We start from the raw sequence: 20,688 nt of genomic DNA on the forward strand, positions 1-20,688 counted from the left end.
CCTCCTCGCAGTCGCTCTGTCGACCCTGCCGCGCCCCGGGCGGCGCCGCAACGCGGGCGGCCGGCGGCGGCTTGGGGCGCGCCTGCCGGGTAACCCGTACGCGCATGGCAAACATCGACAAGGGCGACGGCACGGCTCCGGCCCGGGGGCGGACGGCCGGCGGCGACCCGCCGGAGCGGCGGAGCACGCCCGAGGCGCCGACGGACCTGCCCGCCGGCTCGTGGGCGGCGGTCCTGCGGCGCACCGGCCGGGAGTTCATGGACGACGAGCTCCCCGACCGGGCCGCGGCCCTGACGTACTACGGCGTGCTGTCCACCTTCCCGGCCCTGCTGGTGATGGTGTCCGTGCTCGGCGTGGTCGGGGAGTCGGCGACCCGGGCCGTGCTGGACAACCTCCAGCGGCTGACTCCCGGTCCGGTACGGGACATCCTCGGCGACGCGGTGCGCCAGCTCCAGGACAGCTCCGGCACCAGCGGCCTGATCGCGATCGTCTCCCTGGTCGCGGCCGTCTGGTCCGCCTCCGGCTACGTGGGCGCCTTCATCCGTACCGCGAACGCCGTGTACGACCTGCCGGAGGGGCGTCCGGTGTGGAAGGTGACGCCGCTGCGGGTCGGACTGACGCTGGTCCTCATGCTGTTGCTCGCGATGAGCGCGGTGATCGTGGTGTTCACCGGGCCGCTGGCCCGGCGGGCGGGCCAGGCGATCGGTCTGGGTGACGCGGCGGTCACGGCGTGGAGCATCGCCAAGTGGCCGGTGCTGGTCGTCCTGGTCGTGGTGATGATCGGCCTGCTGTTCTGGCGGGCGCCCAACGTCCATGGCCAGAGCCTCCGCTGGCTGACCCCGGGCAGCCTGCTGGCGGTGCTGCTGTGGCTGCTCGCGTCGGGCGGGTTCGCCCTGTACGTGGCCAACTTCGGGTCCTACAACAAGACCTACGGCACCCTGGCCGGTGTCATCACGTTCCTGATCTGGCTGTGGCTGTCGAACCTGGCGATCCTGCTGGGCCTGGAGCTGGACGCGGAGTTGGCGCGGCAGCGCGCGATCAGCGGTGGTATGCCGGAGACCCAGGAGCCGTACGTGGAGCCCCGCGACACCCGCACCTGGCCGCGCGAGGAGCGCGAAGCGCACGAGGCGCGCGAGGACGGCCGGGAGCCGTAGCGGTGCCGGGACGCGCCTGCCGTGTCGCAGGGCCGGGCCCGCCCGGGCCGGGCCCGGCGAGCGGGCGCCGCCGGCCTCCCGGGGCGCAGCGCGACCGGCCGCCACCGTCCGGGACGGTGGCGGCCGGCGCTCAGCTCTCCGGGGTGGTGGGGGCGGGGCGGGCGTCCTGGAGGACGTACAGCAGTTGCTGCGTCTCGGCCGCCAGGCCGCCGACGGAGGTGGCCGTCTCGTGGTCGCCGGCCTCGGCGTCGGCCAGCCGGGCCTTGAGCCGGGCGTGCGCCTCCCAGGCCCGGGCCATGGCCTCGTCCCGGTCGGGACCCCCGTCCTGCTGCGCGCCGCGGTCACCGCCGGGCCGGTCGGCGTCGCGTCCTGCTCCGGCACCGGTCCCCGCCCGGGCGCCCAGCGCGGCGCAGTCCGCCTCGCAGACGTCCGCCAGGGGACGCAGCAGCGCCGGTACGTCCCGCAGGACGCTGTCCGGGGGCGGCCTGAGCCTGGGCTCGTCTCCCGCCGCTCCGGCGAGCAGGGCGGTCAGCGCGGTCAGGTGGTCGGCGACGCGTTCCCAGGCGGCGTCCCACTCGGCAGGGGGCAGCCCGGGTTCGCCGCGGCGCCGGATCCGGCCGGCGGGGTTGAACCGGTGGCTCTCCCTGGCCCAGGTCCGGGCGTTGCGCAGGTCACCGAGGTAGGAGGCGAACCGCCTGGCCCGGCTGTGCCACTCCTGGGCGTCGCGCTGTCCGTGGCCCCGCTCGATGCCCTCGGCCATGGCCCGCAGCAGTTCGGCGCCGTCCCGGGGGACCCGGTGCAGCGACTCACGGGCGTGGCGCAGGTGGACCGGCGGGAGGACCAGGGCGTTGACGCCGATGCCGATGGCCGCGCCGAGCAGGGTCTCCAGCAGCCGGTGCACGATGTCGAAGCCGGAGTACGAGCCGTAGACCAGGACGAACAGCGCGGTGGTGGACGCGTAGACGCCCTGGTCGCCGAAGCGCGAGTAGTTGCCCAGCAGGGCGGTCAGCGGCAGGACGATCGCCATGGCCGCCATGGTGTCGCCGGTGAGCTGGACGGCTCCGGCGGCCAGCACCGTGCCGGCGAAGATCAGTACCACCTGCTGGAGGCCGGCCCGCACCGAGCGGTAGACGGTGCTCTGCACCAGGGCGACGGCCGTCCAGGGCGCCATCAGCGCGAGCGGCGCCTGCCACCACCAGCCGGCCACCGCCCAGGCGAGGATGGCGGCGCCCGCGGCCTTCAGCGACTGGACGGCCATGTCCCGTTCGGGCCCCGGGCCGGTCAGCGCCCGGCGTACCGAGCGCCCGACCGCGGCCGCCTCCCAGGTGGTCCAGGACCAGAGGGTTCCCCGGCCGGTCCGCCCGCTCACGGAAGCGGGGTGCCACCGGTGGCGTTCACGATCTCCGCGGTGATGTAGCTCGCGCGCTGCGAGGCGAGGAAGACGTACGCCGGTGCCATCTCGGCGGGCTGGGCCGGGCGGCCCAGCGGCGACTGCTTGCCGAACTCGGCGGTGTCGGGCATGGTCGCGGGGATCAGCGGCGTCCACACCGGGCCGGGGGCGACGGCGTTGACGCGGATGCCGCGCTCGGCGACCATCTGGGCCAGCCCCTGGGTGAAGGTGACGATGGCCCCCTTGGTCATGGCGTAGTCGAGCAGCGGCGGGCTGGGCTTGTAGGCCTGCACCGAGGTGGAGTTGATGACGCTGCCGCCCCGGGGGATGTGCGGCAGGGCCATCTTGGTGAGCCAGAACATCCCGTACAGGTTGGTCTTCATCACCCGGTCGAACTGCTCGGTGGTGATGGCCTCGATGCCGTCGGGCTGCGCCATCTGGAAGGCGGCGTTGTTCACCAGGATGTCGATCCGCCCGAACTCGCCGGTGGCCCGCTCGATCAGGGCGCGGCACTGCTCCTCGTCCCGGATGTCGCAGACCACGGGGACCGCCTTGCGCCCGGCCTCCTCCACCAGCCGGGCCGTCTCGCGGGCCTCGTCCTCCTCCTCCGGGAGGTGGGTGAACAGCACGTCGGCGCCCTCGCGCGCGTAGGCCAGGCACACCGCCCTGCCGATGCCGGAGTCGCCGCCGGTGACCACGGCCGCGCGGCCCTCCAGCAGCCCGCTGCCCGTATAGGAGTCCTCACCGTGGTCCGGTGGCGGGTCCATGGGGCCGGTCCAGCCCGGGTGGCGCTGCTCCTGGTCGGGGAAGTCGGGCCGCGGGTGGCCGGTGGTGGGGTCCTGGGGTTCGCGGTCGTCGGTCATGGTGCCTCCTGATTCCTTGGTCGCGGACCGGCGCGGTCCTGATCGGCGGCGGTCCGGCTGTTCGCGTTCCCGGGAGCCGGGGTCCAAACCATTCGGCACACAACGGGAGGGAACGCGCCACCGGCGGCGCGCCGGCCGGACGGCCCCCGCGCTGCCGCCCGGCACATGGCGGCGGGTGCCGGCGCCGGGCCGCCGGCGCGCCGCTCCGACCAGGCGGGGACAGGTCCGGAAAGATACGATTCTGCTATGGCAGAGCGGCCTTCCGTGCCCGCCGCGCCCACGCCCGAGCTCGTCGTCGACGTCGGCGGGGACTCCACCGTGATGAGTCCCACCCGGGCCTACCGCATCGGGCGCGACCCCACCAGCGACATCGTGCTCGCCGATGCCCGGGTCTCCTGGCACCACGCGGTGCTGCGGCCCGACGACGGGCACTGGACGCTGGAGGACGAGGACAGCACCAACGGCACCTTCACCGAAGGTGGCCGGCGCGTCCACCTGTGGAACGTGGGGCCCGGCAGCGTCATCCGGTTCGGGCACCCCGCCGACGGCCCGCGCGCCGTACTGGCGGGCCACGGGCCGCCCGCCGCGACACCCCGCCCGTCCGCCGTATCCGTGCCCGCCGCCACCGGCACCTTCCGCCGGCCCACCTCGGTACGGCCGCTGCCGGCTCGCACCGTGCGCATCGGGCGCGGCTCGGACAACGACCTGGTCGTCGACGACCTGGTGGTCTCCCGGCGGCACGCGGAGCTGCGCGCCGAGCCGGACGGCACCTACTGGATCCACGACCTGGGCAGCCACAACGGCACCTTTCTCAACGGCCGGCCGGTCACCCTGGAGCGGGTGGCGCCCGACGACATCATCGGTATCGGCCACTCGGCGTTCTGCCTGGCCGGCGGCCGGCTCGTGGAGTTCACCGACACCGGCGAGGTCTCGCTGGACGTGCAGGACCTGTCGGTGACGGTCGACCACGGCCGCAAGACCCTGCTGGACGGGGTGTCGTTCCCGGTCGGCGAGAAGTGCCTGCTGGCGGTGGTGGGGCCGAGCGGCGCCGGCAAGTCCACACTGCTCAACGCGCTCACCGGCCTGCGGCCCGCCGACCGGGGCACGGTGCTGTACGACGGGCGCGACCTGTACCGGGACTACGCCGAGCTGCGCCAGCGCATCGGCCTGGTGCCGCAGGACGACATCCTGCACCTCCAGCTGACCGTACGGCGGGCCCTGGGCTACGCCGCCGAACTGCGCTTCCCCGAGGACACCGAGAAGTCGGAGCGGCGGGCCCGGGTGACCGAGGTCATCCGGGAGCTCGGCCTGGAGCAGCGGGCGGGCCAGCCGGTCCACAGTCTGTCCGGCGGCCAGCGCAAGCGGGTCAGCGTGGCGCTCGAGCTGCTGACCAAGCCGTCGCTGCTGTTCCTCGACGAGCCGACCTCGGGCCTCGACCCGGGCATGGACCGCTCGGTGATGCACATGTTGCGGGGGCTGGCCGACGACGGCCGTACGGTCGTCGTGGTCACCCACAGTGTGCTGAGCCTGGAGGTCTGCGACCGGCTGCTGGTGCTCGCGCCGGGCGGCCGGATCGCCTACTACGGACCGCCGGGGGACGCCCTGGGCTTCTTCGGCTTCGCCGAGTGGCCCGAGGCGTTCGAGGCGTTCGAGAACGACCGGGAACGCGACTGGGCCGAGCGGTACCGCGCCTCCCGCTTCCACCACCAGTACATCACCGCCGCCATGAGCCGGCCGGGGCCGGACGGGCCCCTGGCTCCGGCCGCTCCCCCGCCCCCGCCGAAGGCGCAGAGCTGGGGCACCCAGTTGCGGACGCTGGTGCGCCGGTACGCCGCGGCGCTCGCCGCCGACCGGACCTTCCTCGCCATCATGGTCGCGCTGCCGTTCGTGATGGGCGCGATGGCCCGGGCGCTGTCCGAGGGCGGCCTGGGGCCCGAGTCGACGCTGAACGTGCTGCTCATCCTGTGCGTCGGCGGTGTCCTCACGGGCGCCGCCAACGCGGTGCGGGAGCTGGTGAAGGAACGGACCATCTACCGCCGGGAGAGAGCCGTGGGCCTGTCCAGATCGGCGTACCTGATGTCCAAGGTGGTGGTGCTCGGTCTGATCACGGTGGTGCAGGCCGTGGTGCTGACCCTGGTCGCCCTGATCGGTGTCCCGCTGAACGTCCCGGGCGGTGACGGGGTGGTCCTGCCCGCGCTGGTGGAACTCACCCTGGCGGTGGCGCTGCTGTCGTTCACGGCGATGATGCTCGGCCTGTTCGTGTCGGCGATGGTGCGCAAGGAGGAGGTCACCATGCCACTGCTGGTGCTCCTCGCCATCGTCCAGGTCGTCTTCTGCGGCGCGCTGCTGACGATCCACGGATCGCCGGTGGTCGAGCAGCTCTCCTGGCTCATTCCGTCGCGGTGGGCGTTCGGGGCCATGGGCTCGACCATCGACATCGCGCGGATCGTGCCGGACGAGAAGACGGCGGACCCGCTGTTCGCGCACTCCCTGGGCACCTGGCTGTTCGACATGGGGATGCTCGTGGCCCTCTGCCTGGTCCTCGGGTACGCGGTCACCCGACTGCTGCGCCGGCACGAACCCGTGATCATGCGAAAGTAGGCCCGGCCCATGGTCCTTCCCGGCTCCTCCCTCCCGGCCGCAGACCCGGACTTCCGGCCCACCCATGTGGTGCCGCGTGACGGGCTGCCCACCTGGGAGGCCCCCGACCCCTCCCGGCCGAGCGTGCCGCTGGACCCGTTCCTGCCGGTGGAACTGGTGGACCGGCTCGGCGACTGGGCCCTGGTCGCCTGCTCCAACGGCTGGTCGGCCTGGGTGGACGGGCGGCTGCTGGTCTCCGTGCCGCCGGATCCGCCGGTGGCCGGTCAGCCGATGGCGAGGACGGCCGACCCCGGGCCGCTGCTGGCCCGGGTGGAGGAGTCGCTGAGCCGCTACCGGCAGGCGGCCGGCGACCTGGCCGCGGGGCGGGGGGACGGCGACACCTTCCGGCGCCGCACGCGCGGCCTGCGGGTGGGGCTGGTCGTCGACGGCGAGGGGCTGTGGCTGTACGAGGCCGAGCACGAGCGCTGGGTGTACTGCGACGGCACCCGGCTGAGCACCTACGCCGCTCCGGCGGGCCCGTCGGCGGCCGCCGGGCCGGCGGCGCCGAACGCGGACGGGGCGGCCCCGACCGCCGGGTACCGGCCCACTCAGCTCGCCGAGCAGCCCACGGGGCCCGCCCAGGGACCCGTTCCGGCGGCCGGCCGGGGCTCCGCGCCCGCCCGTGGCCCGTCGGCGGCACGGGGCGCGGACGCCGAGCCGACCCGGCTGGTGGAGCGCGCCGGCGAGGCCGGGCGTCCCTCCGGCCCGGCGGGTGAGGAGCGGTGAACGGTCCGCCGGACGACACCCGGCTGCCGTCGGGCCGGGCGTCCGGGCTGATCGGCCGGCGGGTGGCCGACTACCTGGTGGAGGGCGAGATCGGGCGCGGCGGCATGGCGGTGGTGTACCGGGCGCGGGACCTGCGGCTCGACCGTACGGTGGCGCTGAAGCTGCTCGCCCCGGAACTGGCCCGCAACGACACCTTCCGCAAGCGGTTCGCGCACGAGTCCCGGGTGGCCGCCGCCATCGACCACCCGCACATCGTGCCGGTGTTCGAGGCCGGGGAGACCGAGGGGGTGCTCTACATCGCCATGCGGTACGTCGCCGGGCAGGACCTGCGGGCGCTGCTGGACCACGAGGGCCCGCTGCCGCCGGAGAAGGCCGCGCGGATCGCCGTGCAGGTGGCCTCCGCGCTGGACGCGGCGCACGCGCACGACCTGGTGCACCGGGACGTCAAGCCGGGCAACATCCTGGTCGCGGAGGGCACCGACAGCGACCACCCCGAGCACGTCTACCTCACCGACTTCGGGTTGACCAAGAAGTCCCTGTCGCTCACCGGGTTCACCAGCGTGGGCCAGTTCGTGGGCACCCTCGACTACGTGGCGCCCGAGCAGATCTCCGGCCGCCCGGTGGACGGCAGGTGCGACGTGTACAGCCTCGGCTGCGTGGTCTTCGAGACCCTCACGGGCGTACCGCCGTTCCGCCGGGACGACGACATGGCCCTGCTGTGGGCCCACCAGTACGATCCGCCGCCGCCGGTGACCGGGGAGCGGCCCGGGCTGCCGGCCGCCGTCGACGGAGTGCTGGCGCGGGCCCTGGCGAAGGCCCCGGACGAGCGGTACGACACCTGTCTGCGGTTCGTGGCCGAGCTGCGGGCCGCGGTCACGGGACGCGGTGGCGGGCCGGCCCGTACGGCGCCGTCCGGGGCGCGGCCGGTGGAGCCGCCGCCGCTGCCGCCGCGCTGGGCGCTGCCGGTGTTCCCCGGGCTCGGCGGCTAGGGCCCGGTGGTGGTCTCGCCGCGGCGGCGTACCCGGGTGGCGAGCAGCCCGCCGAGGAAGCCGGCGACCAGGCCCCACAGCAGGGCCAGGCCGGCCGCCGTCCAGGTGTGGGGGCGCAGGGCCACCTCGCCGCCCAGCTCCTCGATCTCGCCGATGCCCAGCAGGGACAGGCCGTAGCGGGCGAACAGGTCCGTGACCGGGCAGACGGCCAGGAGGGTGAGCGCGAAGGCGACTCCCAGGCGCAGGGCGTGCTGCCACAGCCGGGTGCGGGCCGGTGAGCGGACCGCGGCGGTGAAGGCGGCGGCGAGCAGCAGGAGGGCGGCGACCGGCACCAGCCACCAGGCCCGCGCGTCGTACGCGGCGAGGGCCCCCACGTCGAGGGTGGTCTCCCGCTCGCCGCGCAGGACGCGGTCGAGGAGCTGGGGCATCGGCAGGCCGAACGGCCCGTCCACCTTGCCGTCCCACGAGCCCCCGATGCCCAGGCCCAGGGCGGTCCAGACGACGTTGGGCAGCCCCAGCAGGAGCACCGCGAACGTCTCGGCGGGGTGGCCCCGGGTGGCCGCCACGACCAGGCCGATCAGCAGGCCCAGCCCCACGTAGGCGAGGAGGAGCAGCAGCATCGCGAAGGCGGCCGGGCGGACCGCCTCCTGGTGGCGCAGCAGCCGGACCGGGAGCGGGGCACGGCGGGAGACGAGCAGGGCGATCAGCAGGACGCCCAGGAGCCACAGCAGGCCGAGACCGAGGGTGGGCCACAGCTCGGCGCGGAAGCCCACGGTGGGCGTGGCGTCCAGCAGGTCGCCGATCAGGGCGGCCGGCGAGTCGGCCGGGGCGACCTCGAAGCTGCGCCGGGCCAGGGCGGTGAGCAGGGCGAGGGCCGCCAGCCACAGCACCGCCGTACGGGCGATCCGGCCGAGCAGGGCGCCGGTGCCGGCGACGGCGTGGTGCCGCAGCGGCCACAGGAAGCAGCCGCCGGCCGCCAGGGCGCCGACGAGGGTCACCGTCAGGGGCATGGCGGTCAGCCGGGCGTCCGTCCCGGCGATGATCCCGGCGCCACCGGTCAGTTCGACCGAGCCGCCCGCCGCCATGACCACGACGGCGGCCAGGACGTGCGGGAAGGTGCCTCCCGGCAGGTCGCCGGCGCCGGCCGCCCACAGCCCGAGGGCGGCCGTGACGGCCATGGCGACCAGGCCCGCGAGCACCGCGACGAGGGCGTCGCGCCAGTCGCGGACGACGCGCCGCGCGGTGCCGGGCGGGGCGCCGGGGGGCGCGGTGTCCGGTGTGCTGGGTCGCTGGCGGCTCACCCTGCCACGTTAAGCGGGGGCCGGCGGGGCCGCCCGCCGGCGGCCGGCCCGCGCCGGGCGGAGGCCCGGGCCGGGCGTCCTCCCGGCTTGCGGGGAGTACGGGGAGCAGACACACAATGGCGCGGAACGGAAGAAAGGGAAAAACGTGACTTCCCACCCGCCCTCCGGCCCGTCCGACCCCTCCTCCGGCCGCCCCACCGGTCCCCCGTCGGGGCCGCTGTCCGGCGGGTCCTCCCGCCCGGAGGAGGCCGGCCCACCGCCGCCGCCGCGCTCCGGCGGCGGGGCCCGCGACGGTGCGGGCGGTGGCGCGGGCGGCCCCGGCCGGACCGGGGGCGGCCCGGGCGGCGGGCCGGGCCGCCCGTGGTGGCGGTCGGTGCCGAAGGTGGCCGCGGCCGTGGCGGCGCTCGTGGTGGCGGTGGTCCTCGTCGTCGTCCTCACCCGGCCCGGCGGGGACGGGGACGGCGGCGGCACCGCGGGCGGCGAGCTGTCCCTGCTGCCGGTGTCCGCCACCGGGCCCGACCCGTTCACCCCGTCCACGGCACGGGACGAGGACGAGCCGCGGGCCCCCGCCACCGACGCCAGCCCGACCAGGCAGGGCACCCCGACCGCCCTGCGCCAGTTCCGCGGCTCGACGGCCGGCCTGTACGGCGGCACGAAGAACGTGGCGAGCTGCGACGTCCCGCGCCAGATCGACTACCTGGCCGGCGACCCGGCGAAGAACCGCGCGTTCGCCTCCGCCCTGGGCATCGAGCCGTCCGCCGTCCCCGACCACCTGCGGTCCCTGACCCCGGTGCGGCTGCGCTACGACACCTGGGTCACCAACCACGGCTACCGCGACGGCGCCGCCACCAGATACCAGGCGGTGCTCCAGGCCGGCACCGCCGTCCTCGTCGACCGGCAGGGCGTGCCCCGGGTGCGGTGCGCCTGCGGAAACCCGCTGGACGAACCGGTACTGCACAAGAAGCCCCGGCCGGTCGGCAAGCCGTGGCCCGGTTACCGGACGGCGAACGCGGTGGTCGTGGCGCCCGCGGAGCGGGACGTGGACACCTTCGTCCTGCGGGACGTGAGGACCGGGGACTGGATCGCCCGCAAGCCGGGCGGGAAGCCGCGCGACACGGAGACCGCGCCGCCGGACGCCAGCCCCTCCCCGACGGTCTCCACGCTGCCGCCGACGCCCACGGCTCCCCCCTCGACCTCGCACCTGCCGCCCTCCGCGCCCCCGGACGACACCACCACCACGCCCGCGGACGAGACCACCGCGCCTCCGGACGACACCACCACCACGCCTCCGGACGACACCACGACGACGGAGGAACCCGCCGGCGAGACCACTCCCGAGGAGCAGCCGCCCGCTCCCGGCTCCCCGCCCGCGCCCGACACCGAGGGCTCCGCGCCGCCGCCGGAGTCCTGAGCGGACGGGGGCCGGCGGACGGGGCTCAGACCAGGGCGTCCAGGAAGGGCAGCAGCGCGGCGTTGAACCGCTCGGGCTGTTCCAGGCCGGGCAGGTGACCGGCGCCGTCGATGACGACGAGTGCGGAGTGCGGGACCAGCGCGTGGAGCGCCTCGGCGTCGCGGACCGGGGTGTAGACGTCGTCCGCGCCCACCACGACCAGCACCGGGACGGCCGCGGCGGCCAGCGACTCACGGTAGTCCGGGCGCTCGGCCCGGCCGCGCAGGGCCGCCGCCGCACCCTCCGGCGCGGTCGCGCGCATCATGCCCAGCACGTGCGCGGCGACGTCCGGCCGTCCGGTCACGTTGTAGGGGGCGATCATCCGGTCGATGACCTCCCGCGCGTACCCGTCCATCCCCTCGGCGAGCAGCCGGTCGGCCAGGCCGTTGCGGGCGGCCTTGCCCTCCTCGGTCTCGGCGACCGGCGAGGTGTCGGAGAGCACCAGGGCCCGCACCCGCTCCCGGTGCAGGCGGTGGAACTCCATCGCGATCTGCCCGCCCATCGACACACCACCGACCACCGCGCGCTCCACCCCCAGGTGGTCGAGCAGCGCGGCGGTGTCGTCGGCGAAGCGGTCCAGCGTCGTCCGGCCCGGCACGACCTCGCTGTCCCCGTAACCGCGCAGGTCCGGAACGACCACCCGGTGGCCGGCCGCCGTCAGCGCGGCGGCCTGCGGGTCCCACAGGGTGCGGTTGAAGGGGTGCCCGTGCAGGAGGACGACGGGCAGGCCGTCCCGGGGCCCCGAGTCGTCGTAGCGGAGGGTGACGCCGTTCACCGTTGTGTGGTCCATGCCCCTCACCCTAGGTTCGCGATCACCAGGGGCACCACGGGTTTCCGGCGAACGGTCAGTCGGCGGTCAGCAGGCCCGCCCGCAGCCGGCTCAGGGTGCGGGACAGCAGCCGCGAGACGTGCATCTGGGAGACGCCCAGCCGTTCCCCGATCTGTGCCTGGGTGAGCTCCTCGACGAAGCGCAGGTGGATGATCCGGCGGTCGCGCTCGTCCAGCTCGGCGATGAGCGGGGCCAGGGCGTGGAAGTCCTCCACGAGCTCCAGGGCCGGCTCCTCCTGGCCGATGAAGTCCGCCAGGCTCGCCTCGCCGTCCTCGTCGTCACCGCTCAGCGCGGCGTCGAGGGAGGCGGAGTTGTAGCCGTTGGAAGCGAGGCGGGCCTCGGTGACCTCCGCCTCGGTGAGGTTCATCAGCTCCGCCAGTTCGCCCGCCGTGGGGGTCCGGCCGAGCCTGGACCTGAGCTCCTCGGTGGCCCTGGCCAGTTCGATCCGCGCCTCCTGGAGCCGGCGCGGCACGTGGACGGCCCAGCTGGTGTCACGGAAGAACCGCTTGATCTCCCCGACGATGTAGGGCACGGCGAAGGTGGTGAACTCCACCTCGCGGGACAGCTCGAACCGGTCGATCGCCTTGATCAGCCCGATCATGCCGACCTGGACGATGTCCTCCATGTCGTCGCCCCGGCTGCGGAAGCGGCCGGCCGCGTAGCGCACGAGCGACATGTTCATCTCAATGAGGGTGTTGCGCGCGTACTGGTGCTCCGGCGTACCCTCCTCCAGGACGGCCAGCCGCTCGAAGAGCGGCTTGGACAGGGCCCGCGCGTCCTTGGGCGCCAGGGCCCGGGGGTCGGCGACCTCGACGACCCGTCCGGCACCGGCCCCGTCCGCGTCCGGCGCACCGGTCCCGGTCGTCGTCCGCGTCCAGGCAACGGTGGTCACGTTCGTCTCCCCTTGGTCGTTCTCGTGCCGCGGATCACTCCGGCGGCGCCGGTGCGGCGCGCTTACCCGCGTCACACCCGTCCATGCCTCGGAAATCCCGCCAAATTTTTCCGGCCGCGCTCCGGCGAGCCGGTCCGTGGGGCGCGGCCCCCCGTACACCTGCGAGACTGTTGCCTGATGACAACTGTGACACTGTACGTCGGGACGCCGTCGAGGACGCGTCCCCGACCGGTCCTTTCCGGCCGGTCACAGTGGTACGAGGACGGCGAGGGGCGGGAGTGACGATGGCGTCAGGGCAGGGCACCGACGGGCGTACGGCCGTACGCGGCGCCAGGACGGGCAAGGCCGCCGGCGTGGCCGGTGAGCCCGAGCTGCGCCAGTTGCTGGCGGGGCTCACGGCCGTCCGCGACGGCGACTTCGGTACGCGGCTGCCGACCGACGCCGACGGCCTCCTGGGGGAGATCGCGGGCGTCTTCAACGGCATGGTCGACCAGCTCTCGCTGTTCACCTCCGAGGTGACCAGGGTGGCCCGCGAGGTGGGCACCGAGGGCAGGCTGGGCGGTCAGGCCGAGGTCACCGGCGTGCACGGCACGTGGAAGGACCTGACCGACTCGGTCAACGCGATGGCCGGCAATCTGACCACCCAGGTGCGTGACATCGCCCAGGTGGCGACGGCCGTGGCCAAGGGCGACCTCTCACAGAAGATCACCGTTGACGCGCGCGGCGAGATCCACGAGCTGAAGAACACCATCAACACCATGGTCGACGAGCTGTCGGCCTTCGCCGACGAGGTGACCCGGGTGGCCCGTGAGGTGGGCACCGAGGGCCGCCTGGGCGGCCAGGCACAGGTACCGGGCGTGGGCGGCACCTGGCGGGACCTGACCGACTCGGTGAACTTCATGGCGGGCAACCTCACCGCCCAGGTCCGCTCGATCGCGGCGGTGGCCACCTCCGTGGCGCAGGGCGACCTCACCCGCAAGATCGACGTCGACGCCCGGGGCGAGATCCTGGAGCTCAAGACCACCATCAACACCATGGTGGACACCCTCTCGGCGTTCGCCTCCGAGGTGACCAGGGTGGCCCGCGAGGTGGGCACCGAGGGCCGCCTGGGCGGCCAGGCCGACGTCAAGGGGGTCTCGGGCACCTGGAAGGACCTGACCGAGTCCGTGAACGTGATGGGCGACAACCTGACCGCGCAGGTCCGGTCGATCGCCCAGGTCACCACGGCGGTGGCGCAGGGTGACCTCTCCCAGAAGATCCGGGTGGACGCGCGCGGCGAGATCCTGGAGCTCAAGGAGACCATCAACACGATGGTCGACCAGCTCTCCGCGTTCGCCGACGAGGTGACCCGGGTGGCCCGCGAGGTGGGCACCGAGGGGAACCTGGGCGGCCAGGCCACCGTGCGGGGCGTGTCGGGCACCTGGAAGGACCTGACCGACAACGTCAACGTCATGGCCTCCAACCTGACCGGCCAGGTCCGCTCGATCGCCCAGGTGGCGACGGCGGTGGCCCGCGGCGACCTGTCCCAGAAGATCACCGTCGAGGCCAAGGGCGAGGTGGCCGCGCTGGCCGGTGTGATCAACACCATGGTCGACACGCTCTCCGCCTTCGCCGACGAGGTGACCCGGGTGGCCCGCGAGGTGGGCACCGAGGGACAGCTCGGCGGGCAGGCACACGTACCGAACGTCGCGGGTACCTGGAAGGACCTGACCGACAACGTCAACTCGATGGCGAACAACCTGACCAACCAGGTGCGCAACATCGCCCAGGTCACCACCGCCGTCGCCCAGGGCGACCTGACCCGGAAGATCGACGTCGACGCCCGGGGCGAGATCCTGGAGCTGAAGACCACCATCAACACGATGGTCGACCAGCTCTCGTCGTTCGCCGCCGAGGTGACCCGCGTGGCCCGCGAGGTGGGCAGTGAGGGACGGCTCGGCGGGCAGGCCGAGGTCGAGGGCGTGTCCGGCACCTGGAAGCGGCTGACCGAGAACGTCAACGAGCTGGCCGGCAACCTCACCAGGCAGGTGCGGGCCATCGCCGGGGTGACGAGCGCGGTCGCCGAGGGCGACCTGACCCGGTCCATCACCGTGGACGCCTCCGGGGAGGTCGCGGAGCTCAAGGACAACATCAACTCGATGGTGCGGTCGCTGCGCGAGACCACCCGGGCCAACCAGGAGCAGGACTGGCTCAAGAGCAACCTGGCGCGCATCTCGGGGCTCATGCAGGGCCGCCGGGACCTGACGGTCGTCGCCGAGCTGGTCATGGACGAGCTGACGCCGCTGGTCGGCGCGCAGTACGGCGGCTTCTACCTGGCCCAGGACACCGAGAGCGAGGCCGAGCTCGACCTGATCGCCTCCTACGGCCACCCGGGCAGCCCCGGCGCCGTCGACCGGCCGGTCAGTTTCCGGCTGGGCCAGTCCCTGGTGGGCCAGGCGGCCCGCAGCCGGCGCACCATCGCCGTCGACAACCTGCCGCCCGGCTACATCACCGTCTCCTCCGGCCTGGGGGCCACCGACCCGTCGAGCCTGATCGTGCTGCCGGTGGTGGTGGAGGACCAGGTGCTCGGGGTGATCGAGCTGGCCTCGGTGAACGCCTTCACCCAGGTGCACCGGGACTTCCTGGACCAGCTCATGGAGGTCGTCGGCGTCAACGTCAACACCATCGTCGCCAACGCCCGCACCGATGAGCTGCTGGGCGAGTCGCAGCGTCTGGCCACCGAACTCCAGGCGCGCTCCGAGGAGTTGCAGATCCGCCAGGAGGAGCTGCAGACCTCCAACGCGGAGCTGGAGGAGAAGGCGGCGCTGCTGGCCGCGCAGAACCGGGACATCGAGACCAAGAACCTGGAGATCGAGCAGGCCCGGCAGGAGCTGGAGGACCGGGCCCAGCAGCTGTCGCTGGCGTCCAAGTACAAGTCGGAGTTCCTGGCCAACATGAGCCACGAACTGCGCACCCCGCTCAACAGCCTGCTCATCCTGGCGCAGTTGCTGGCGCAGAACCCGACCCGCAACCTGACGCCCAAGCAAGTGGAGTACGCGGGGGTCATCCACTCCGCCGGTTCGGACCTGCTCCAGCTGATCAACGACATCCTGGACCTGTCCAAGGTCGAGGCCGGAAAGATGGACGTCAACCCGGAGCGGGTACCGCTGCGCCGGCTGCTGGAGTACGTCGAGGCGACGTTCCGCCCCATGACGGCGCAGAAGGGCCTGGACTTCCGGGTCAGCGTCGCCCCGGGCGTCCCCACCGACCTGGTCACCGACGACTCCCGGCTGCGCCAGATCCTGCGCAACCTGCTGTCCAACGCGGTCAAGTTCACCGAGGCGGGCGCGGTGGAGCTGCGCATCGCGCCGGCCGTCGAGGCGGATGTGCCGGCGTCGGTCCGCGAGCACGGACCGGCACTGGCCTTCCGGGTCCTGGACACCGGTATCGGCATCGCCGAGGAGCACCTTGAGGCGATCTTCGGCGCGTTCCAGCAGGCCGACGGCACCACCAGCCGCAAGTACGGCGGCACCGGCCTGGGGCTGTCCATCAGCCGGGAGATCGCCCACCTGCTGGGCGGCGCGATCCACGCGGCGAGCAGCCCCGGCGAGGGCAGCACGTTCACGCTCTACCTGCCCACGGCCCGGTTCGAGGCCCGGGACGCCGGACCGGAGAGCACCGGTGAGCACCTGACGGTCCCCGAGCCGGCACCCGCCGCCCGGCAGCGCCGTCTGCTGGTGATCGAGGACCGCCAGGGCGGCCTGCTGTCGCTGGTCGCCGAGAGCGCGGTCGCCGAGCTCGCCGACAGCAGCAGTGTCGGTGACGCGCGCGGTCCGGTGCACCTGCGGACCGCGGTGGGCCCGGAGGAGGCCGCCGCCGCGCTGGCCTCCGAGCCGTGCCACTGCGTCGTCCTGGGCCTGGACATGCCCGACGGGGCCGCGATGCGGTTCCTGGAGGCGATGGAGGGCGACCCGGCGCTGCGCCAGGTCCCGGTGCTGGCGCACCACACGCGCCGGCTGGACCACGTGCAGGAGCGCAGACTGACCGAGTGGTCCCGGCTGCGGCCGCTGGAGCTGCTGCCCAGCCTGGACGAGCTGCGCGAGCGCATCGCGCTGCACCTGACCGCCGAGCGTCCCACGGACGTGCTGCCCCTGGTGCGCTCGTCGACCCCCGCCGCCCCGCTCCAGCCGGTGGCCGACTCCGAGGTGCCCGCCGACGGCGGTCTGTCGGGCCGGACGGTGCTGGTCGTCGACGACGACGCCCGTAACGTCTACGCGCTGACCGGCATCCTCGAACTGCACGGGATGCGGGTGCTGCACGCGGACAACGGCCGCAAGGGGCTGGAGGTGCTGTCCCAGCACGACGGCATCGAGCTGATCCTGATGGACGTGATGATGCCGGAGATGGACGGCTACGCGGCGACCGCCGCGATCCGGGCCATGCCCGAGCACGCCGACCTGCCGATCATCGCGGTGACCGCCAAGGCCATGGAGGGCGACCGGGACAAGAGCCTGGCCTCGGGCGCCAACGACTACATCACCAAGCCGGTCGACGCGGACGCCCTGGTGGCCTGCATGCGCCGGTGGCTGAACCGGTGAGCCGGGAGGAGCAGCGGGTCGACGCGCTCGCGGGGACGGTGGAGCAACTGCGCCGCGATCTCGCGCTGGCCCAGCAGTCCGCCGACGCGCGGGCGCTGATCGGGATCGCGACGGGCATCCTGGTGGAGCGCGGGCACGGCGGCCCGACCGAGTCGGCGCGCCATCTGGAGGAGCTGTCCGAGGCGGCGCGGCTGCCGCTGCTGGAGCTGGCCGCCGACATCGTGAACGGGGCGTCCGGTGACCACGTCACCGACGCCCTGCCCCGGGCCCGGACCGGTGGCGACGGCGTGGTCGCCCCGGCGGTGCTCCGGCTGCGGGCGGCCGAGGCCGGTTCGCTGGCCGGCGACCCGCAGTCCGCGGTGGAGTCGCTGCTCGACCAGGCGCTCGCGCCGCTGGGTGCCTGCGCCCTGGCGCTGTGGTCCGCCGACCGGGACGGCGGGCTGACGCTGGCCGGTCACGCCGGCTTCCCGCGCGGTGAGGCCGAACGGTGGCGCTATGTGCCCCCGGGCATGAGGACACTGCCGCAGCGGGTGCTGGCCGAGCGGGCGCCGCTCTGGTTCGGCACGCTCCCCACCGATGTGGTGGGCATCGGCCACCGGCGTGGCACCGGCGGCGCCCGGGCGGTGCTGCCGGCGCAGCTCTCCGGCCGGCTGCTGGGGGTGCTGGAGGTGTGCTGGCCGCATCCGCAGCCGCCGCTCAGCTCGATCACCATGCGGCAGCTCGACGCGCTGGCGGAGCTGTGCGCCCACACGCTGCCGGGGACGGATCCCGGCGCGGTCGGCGGTGCCGGCCAGGAGCCGGACGCCGCGCTGACCGCGCTGGTGGACCTGGCCGACGGGCTGCTCGACCCGGCGCTGGTGCTGCGTCCGCTCCTCGACGAGCGGGACAGCGTGGTCGACTTCAGGATCGCGCACGTCAACGGGCAGTTCACCGATCCGGCCGGCCGCTCCCGGGGGGCGGTCATCGGGCTGAGCCTGCTGGAGGCCTACCCGCTGAGCGCCCGCGAGGGCAGCCTCTACGACCAGGTGCTGCGCGTCCACGCCACCGGCGAGCCCTTCCGCGCCGAGCGGATGACGCTCAACGCGCTGGTCGCCGACATACCGCTGATGCCGGTCGCCCGCGTGGGCGTGGGCCGGTTCGGGGACAGTGTGCTGGTCAGCTGGCGGCTGGAGGACGAGGCCTCCCGGCTGGCCGAGCTGTTGCAGCACGCGCAGCGGCTGGGCCGTATCGGCGGCTTCGAGGAGAACCCGGTCAGCGGCGAGATCATCTGGAACAACGAGCTGTTCTCGCTGTTCGGGCTGCCGACCAGCGCGTCGCCCATCCCGCTGGACCGGCTGCACAAGCACGCCCACGCGGACGACTCCGTCACGATCGGGCGGTTCCTGCGCACGCTGCTGCACCACCGCCACGCCGCCTCCACGGCGTTCCGGCTCCAGCGGGCCGACGGTGTGGTGCGCTACATCCGGGTCGTGGCCGAGCCGGTGGTCGACCCGGGCGGCAACCTGCTCGCGGTCCGCGGGGCGTTCCAGGACGTCTCGGCCCAGCACTGGACCGAGGTCGCGCTGGCGGCGACGCGCGACCGGCTGGCCGACTCCGAGGAGCGGTCGGCCGAGCGCAACCGGCTGGCCCTCCAGTTGCAGCAGGCGATCATGCCTCCGTCGCCGGCCCCGGTCGACACCTCCGGGCTGCGGGTGGCGGTGCGCTACCGGCCCGCCGAGGAGGAGCACCTGGTCGGCGGTGACTGGTACGACGCGGTCGTACTGCCCACCAGGAAGGTCATGCTGGCGGTGGGGGACGTCGCCGGGCACGGCATCAAGGCCGCGACCGGCATGGTCGTGCTGCGCAACGCGCTGCGGGGCCTGGCCGCCACCGGAGCGGGCCCCGCGCAGTTGCTGGGCTGGCTGAACGAGGTGGCCCACCATCTGACGGACCACGTGACGGCCACCGCGATCTGCGGGATCTACGACCCGGACACGCGTGTGCTGAGCTGGGCCCGGGCGGGCCATCCGCCGCCGGTGCTGGTCCGGGAGGGCAAGGCGGCGTCCCTGCCGCTGCCGGCCGGGATACTCCTCGGCGCCGTGGGACAGGCGCCGTACGAGGAGCGGCAGGTGAGGCTGGAGGCCGGGGATCGGCTGCTGATGTACACCGACGGCCTGATCGAGCGCCGGGACCGCTCCGTGGAGCAGGCCCTGGAGCAGCTGCTGTCCATCGCGGGCGCGCCGGCGGAGGAGCTGGACGGCTACCTGGACCGGCTGCTGACGCACAGCCGTTCGGACACCGACGACGACACCTGTCTGGTCGGTGTCGAGGTGAGCTGAGCCGCCCGCCCCCGGGCGCCGGTCCGCTCCGGGGGCCCCGATCCGTGGATCGGGGCCCCCGGGCGCGCGGGGCAGCGGCCTCGGCGCGAGCTGTTTCGGACGTCCCGGAGGGGGTTCGCCGAGCCCGGTCCCGGACGTGTCCTCGGACGGTGGTCCCCGACGTGTCCTCGGACGGTGGTCCCCGACGTGCTCGGGCGGTGGCCCGAGCCGTCTCAGGCGGTGGCGGGGCCGCCGGGGAGCAGGGGGAACCAGCAGCGGATCGTGGTGCCCCGGCGGTCCGTGTGCACCCGGACCAGGTCCGAGAGGTAGTTGACCAGCAGCAGGCCGCGCCCGCCGATCTGGCCGGGTGCGGCGGGCCGGCGGCCGGCGAGCGGATCGCTCAGCAGCCCGCCGTCCTGCACCTCGCACACCACCTGCCCGGCCTCGGCCCAGACCCGTACCGTGCCGGTGCCGCCGCCGTGGACCACGCTGTTGGTGGTGAGCTCGGCGACCACCAGGGCGAAGTCGTCACGGCGCTCCGCGGCCAGCCCCAGGGCGGCCGCGTGGTGGGTGGCGAAGTTGCGCGCGTCGGGCAGCAGGTCGGCGTCGTAGGCCAGCTCCCGCGCGCCGGACGGCGGGGAGAAGGACACGTTGTAGTCGGCGACGACGCGGTCGGGCGCGTAGGCGTCGCTGGCCCGCTCGGCGCCGTCCTCGATGAGCAGCGGGTGCGTGGCGTGCGCGTCGGCGAGCACCCGCTCGTCCAGCCGGGAGGTGTCGTACGGGCACAGGATGGTCGCCGTACGGCCGCTGAAGGCGTGGTTGATGAGCGCCTCGTGCTGGGCGCAGGCGGGGTACTCGGCGTCGCTGCGGCCGTGCCAGATCGGCTCTCCGATGATCCGCACGTGCCGGCCGGGGTGGGCGTCGGCGAAGGCGCGCAGCACCCGGGGGATGATCCGGCCCGGGTTGCGGCCGGCCTCCTGCATGTCGAGCAGGCGCACCCGCTCGGCGTGCCGGCCCAGTGCCTTGCGCAGCAGTGCGAGGTTCTCCCCGGGCACGGCCGCCGCCACCGGCTCGTCCGCGGCCAGCCCGGCCTCCATGAAGGGCACGGTGCCCGCCAGATAGGCGTCCTCGTCCGCGTAGAACAGCGCCGGATGGACGAACGGCTCCGTCTCGGGCGTCATGCTGGGGTTCACCTCGCGACCTCGATCGCCGTCAGGCCCGGCCAGAACAGGTCCAGCGCACGGCTCAGGGAGGGCGGGGGGTTGCGGACGACGATGCGCCGGCCCGCGGGCAGGTTGCGCGCCGCGTGCGCCAGCGAGGTCGCTCCCGCCACGTCGACGAAGGTGAGCCCCGTCAGATCCATGTGAATGTCCTCGTCGCGCAGGGCGAGGCGGTGCAGTGCGTGATCCCACTCGGCCCTGGTGTCCAGATACACCTCACCGGACACGCGCACGCCCCGAGGGTGCGCCGTCCGGTCGACGACCAGGGTGGAATGGGGGCGCTCGTCCATGGCCCCCTCCGCGCCATACCGGACCGCCATCCCACCTCCGCGTACCTGCCTCGCCGCTGTTCGGCTCCTC

General features: G+C 74.2%; 14 protein-coding genes. 7 read left to right on the top strand and 7 right to left on the bottom strand.

Annotated features, from left to right (window positions below):
- The first annotated feature begins 104 nt into the window (after positions 1-104).
- Positions 105-1,154 (top strand): YihY/virulence factor BrkB family protein, encoded by a 1,050-nt coding sequence (locus AB0H53_RS11400; RefSeq protein ID WP_362110017.1) that lies wholly within the window; start codon positions 105-107, stop codon positions 1,152-1,154.
- Positions 1,155-1,284: 130 nt separating this feature from the next.
- Here the strand turns inward: AB0H53_RS11400 and AB0H53_RS11405 are convergent, their stop codons facing one another.
- Together AB0H53_RS11405 and AB0H53_RS11410 are read right to left on the bottom strand one after the other, a co-directional pair.
- Positions 1,285-2,523, bottom strand: coding sequence for an aromatic acid exporter family protein (locus AB0H53_RS11405; RefSeq protein ID WP_362110019.1), 1,239 nt, complete (start codon positions 2,521-2,523; stop codon positions 1,285-1,287).
- Entirely contained in the window at positions 2,520-3,407 is an 888-nt protein-coding gene (locus tag AB0H53_RS11410) for an SDR family oxidoreductase (protein ID WP_362110021.1), read from the bottom strand. Before AB0H53_RS11410 ends, AB0H53_RS11405 begins: the two co-directional genes overlap by 4 nt.
- A 246-nt stretch (positions 3,408-3,653) precedes the next feature.
- On the opposite strand from AB0H53_RS11410, the gene AB0H53_RS11415 reads away from it, so the two are divergent.
- From AB0H53_RS11415 to AB0H53_RS11425, 3 genes are read left to right on the top strand one after another with little or no spacing between them, the layout of a single operon-like run.
- Positions 3,654-6,008: an FHA domain-containing protein gene (locus tag AB0H53_RS11415; protein WP_362110023.1), complete on the top strand. Its 2,355-nt coding sequence runs from the start codon at positions 3,654-3,656 to the stop codon at positions 6,006-6,008.
- A gap of 9 nt (positions 6,009-6,017) precedes the next feature.
- Complete coding sequence (locus tag AB0H53_RS11420; RefSeq protein WP_362110025.1) at positions 6,018-6,773, top strand: hypothetical protein; 756 nt, start codon at positions 6,018-6,020, stop codon at positions 6,771-6,773.
- Complete coding sequence (locus AB0H53_RS11425; RefSeq protein ID WP_362110027.1) at positions 6,770-7,762, top strand: serine/threonine-protein kinase; 993 nt, start codon at positions 6,770-6,772, stop codon at positions 7,760-7,762. The genes AB0H53_RS11420 and AB0H53_RS11425 overlap by 4 nt, the downstream gene beginning before the upstream one ends.
- On the opposite strand, the gene AB0H53_RS11430 is transcribed toward AB0H53_RS11425, so the two are convergent.
- The gene (locus tag AB0H53_RS11430) at positions 7,759-9,063 is read right to left on the bottom strand and encodes a streptophobe family protein (RefSeq protein WP_362110029.1); all 1,305 of its coding nucleotides are present in this window, start codon (positions 9,061-9,063) and stop codon (positions 7,759-7,761) included. The genes AB0H53_RS11425 and AB0H53_RS11430 overlap by 4 nt on opposite strands.
- 373 nt (positions 9,064-9,436) lie before the next feature.
- Between AB0H53_RS11430 and AB0H53_RS11435 the strand changes: the two genes are divergently transcribed.
- Positions 9,437-10,474, top strand: a complete 1,038-nt coding sequence (locus tag AB0H53_RS11435; RefSeq protein ID WP_362110031.1) for a DUF6777 domain-containing protein — start codon at positions 9,437-9,439, stop codon at positions 10,472-10,474.
- 25 nt (positions 10,475-10,499) lie between these two features.
- Here AB0H53_RS11435 and AB0H53_RS11440 read toward each other — a convergent pair whose 3' ends face one another.
- Positions 10,500-11,303 carry an alpha/beta fold hydrolase gene (locus AB0H53_RS11440; RefSeq protein ID WP_362110033.1) on the bottom strand — a complete coding sequence of 268 codons (804 nt, stop codon included), beginning with the start codon at positions 11,301-11,303 and terminating at the stop codon, positions 10,500-10,502.
- Between the two features lie 55 nt (positions 11,304-11,358).
- A complete protein-coding gene (locus tag AB0H53_RS11445; RefSeq protein WP_362110035.1) occupies positions 11,359-12,234 on the bottom strand; it encodes an RNA polymerase sigma factor SigF in 876 nt (291 codons plus the stop codon).
- A 284-nt stretch (positions 12,235-12,518) separates the two neighbouring features.
- Here AB0H53_RS11445 and AB0H53_RS11450 point away from each other — a divergent pair, with 284 nt between their 5' ends.
- Complete coding sequence (locus AB0H53_RS11450) at positions 12,519-16,811, top strand: HAMP domain-containing protein (protein ID WP_362110037.1); 4,293 nt, start codon at positions 12,519-12,521, stop codon at positions 16,809-16,811.
- The gene (locus AB0H53_RS11455) at positions 16,796-19,129 is read left to right on the top strand and encodes a SpoIIE family protein phosphatase (protein WP_362110039.1); all 2,334 of its coding nucleotides are present in this window, start codon (positions 16,796-16,798) and stop codon (positions 19,127-19,129) included. Before AB0H53_RS11450 ends, AB0H53_RS11455 begins: the two co-directional genes overlap by 16 nt.
- Positions 19,130-19,341: 212 nt before the next feature.
- On the opposite strand, the gene AB0H53_RS11460 is transcribed toward AB0H53_RS11455, so the two are convergent.
- Both AB0H53_RS11460 and AB0H53_RS11465 read right to left on the bottom strand, forming a co-directional pair.
- On the bottom strand, positions 19,342-20,289 hold the full coding sequence (locus AB0H53_RS11460; RefSeq protein WP_362110041.1) for an anti-sigma factor RsbA family regulatory protein: 948 nt from the start codon (positions 20,287-20,289) through the stop codon (positions 19,342-19,344).
- An 8-nt stretch (positions 20,290-20,297) separates the two neighbouring features.
- Positions 20,298-20,618: an STAS domain-containing protein gene (locus AB0H53_RS11465; protein ID WP_362110043.1), complete on the bottom strand. Its 321-nt coding sequence runs from the start codon at positions 20,616-20,618 to the stop codon at positions 20,298-20,300.
- Between the last annotated feature and the right edge of the window lie 70 nt (positions 20,619-20,688).

It is taken from the genome of Streptomyces sp. NPDC050856 (assembly GCF_040653855.1).
Taxonomy (GTDB): domain Bacteria; phylum Actinomycetota; class Actinomycetes; order Streptomycetales; family Streptomycetaceae; genus Streptomyces.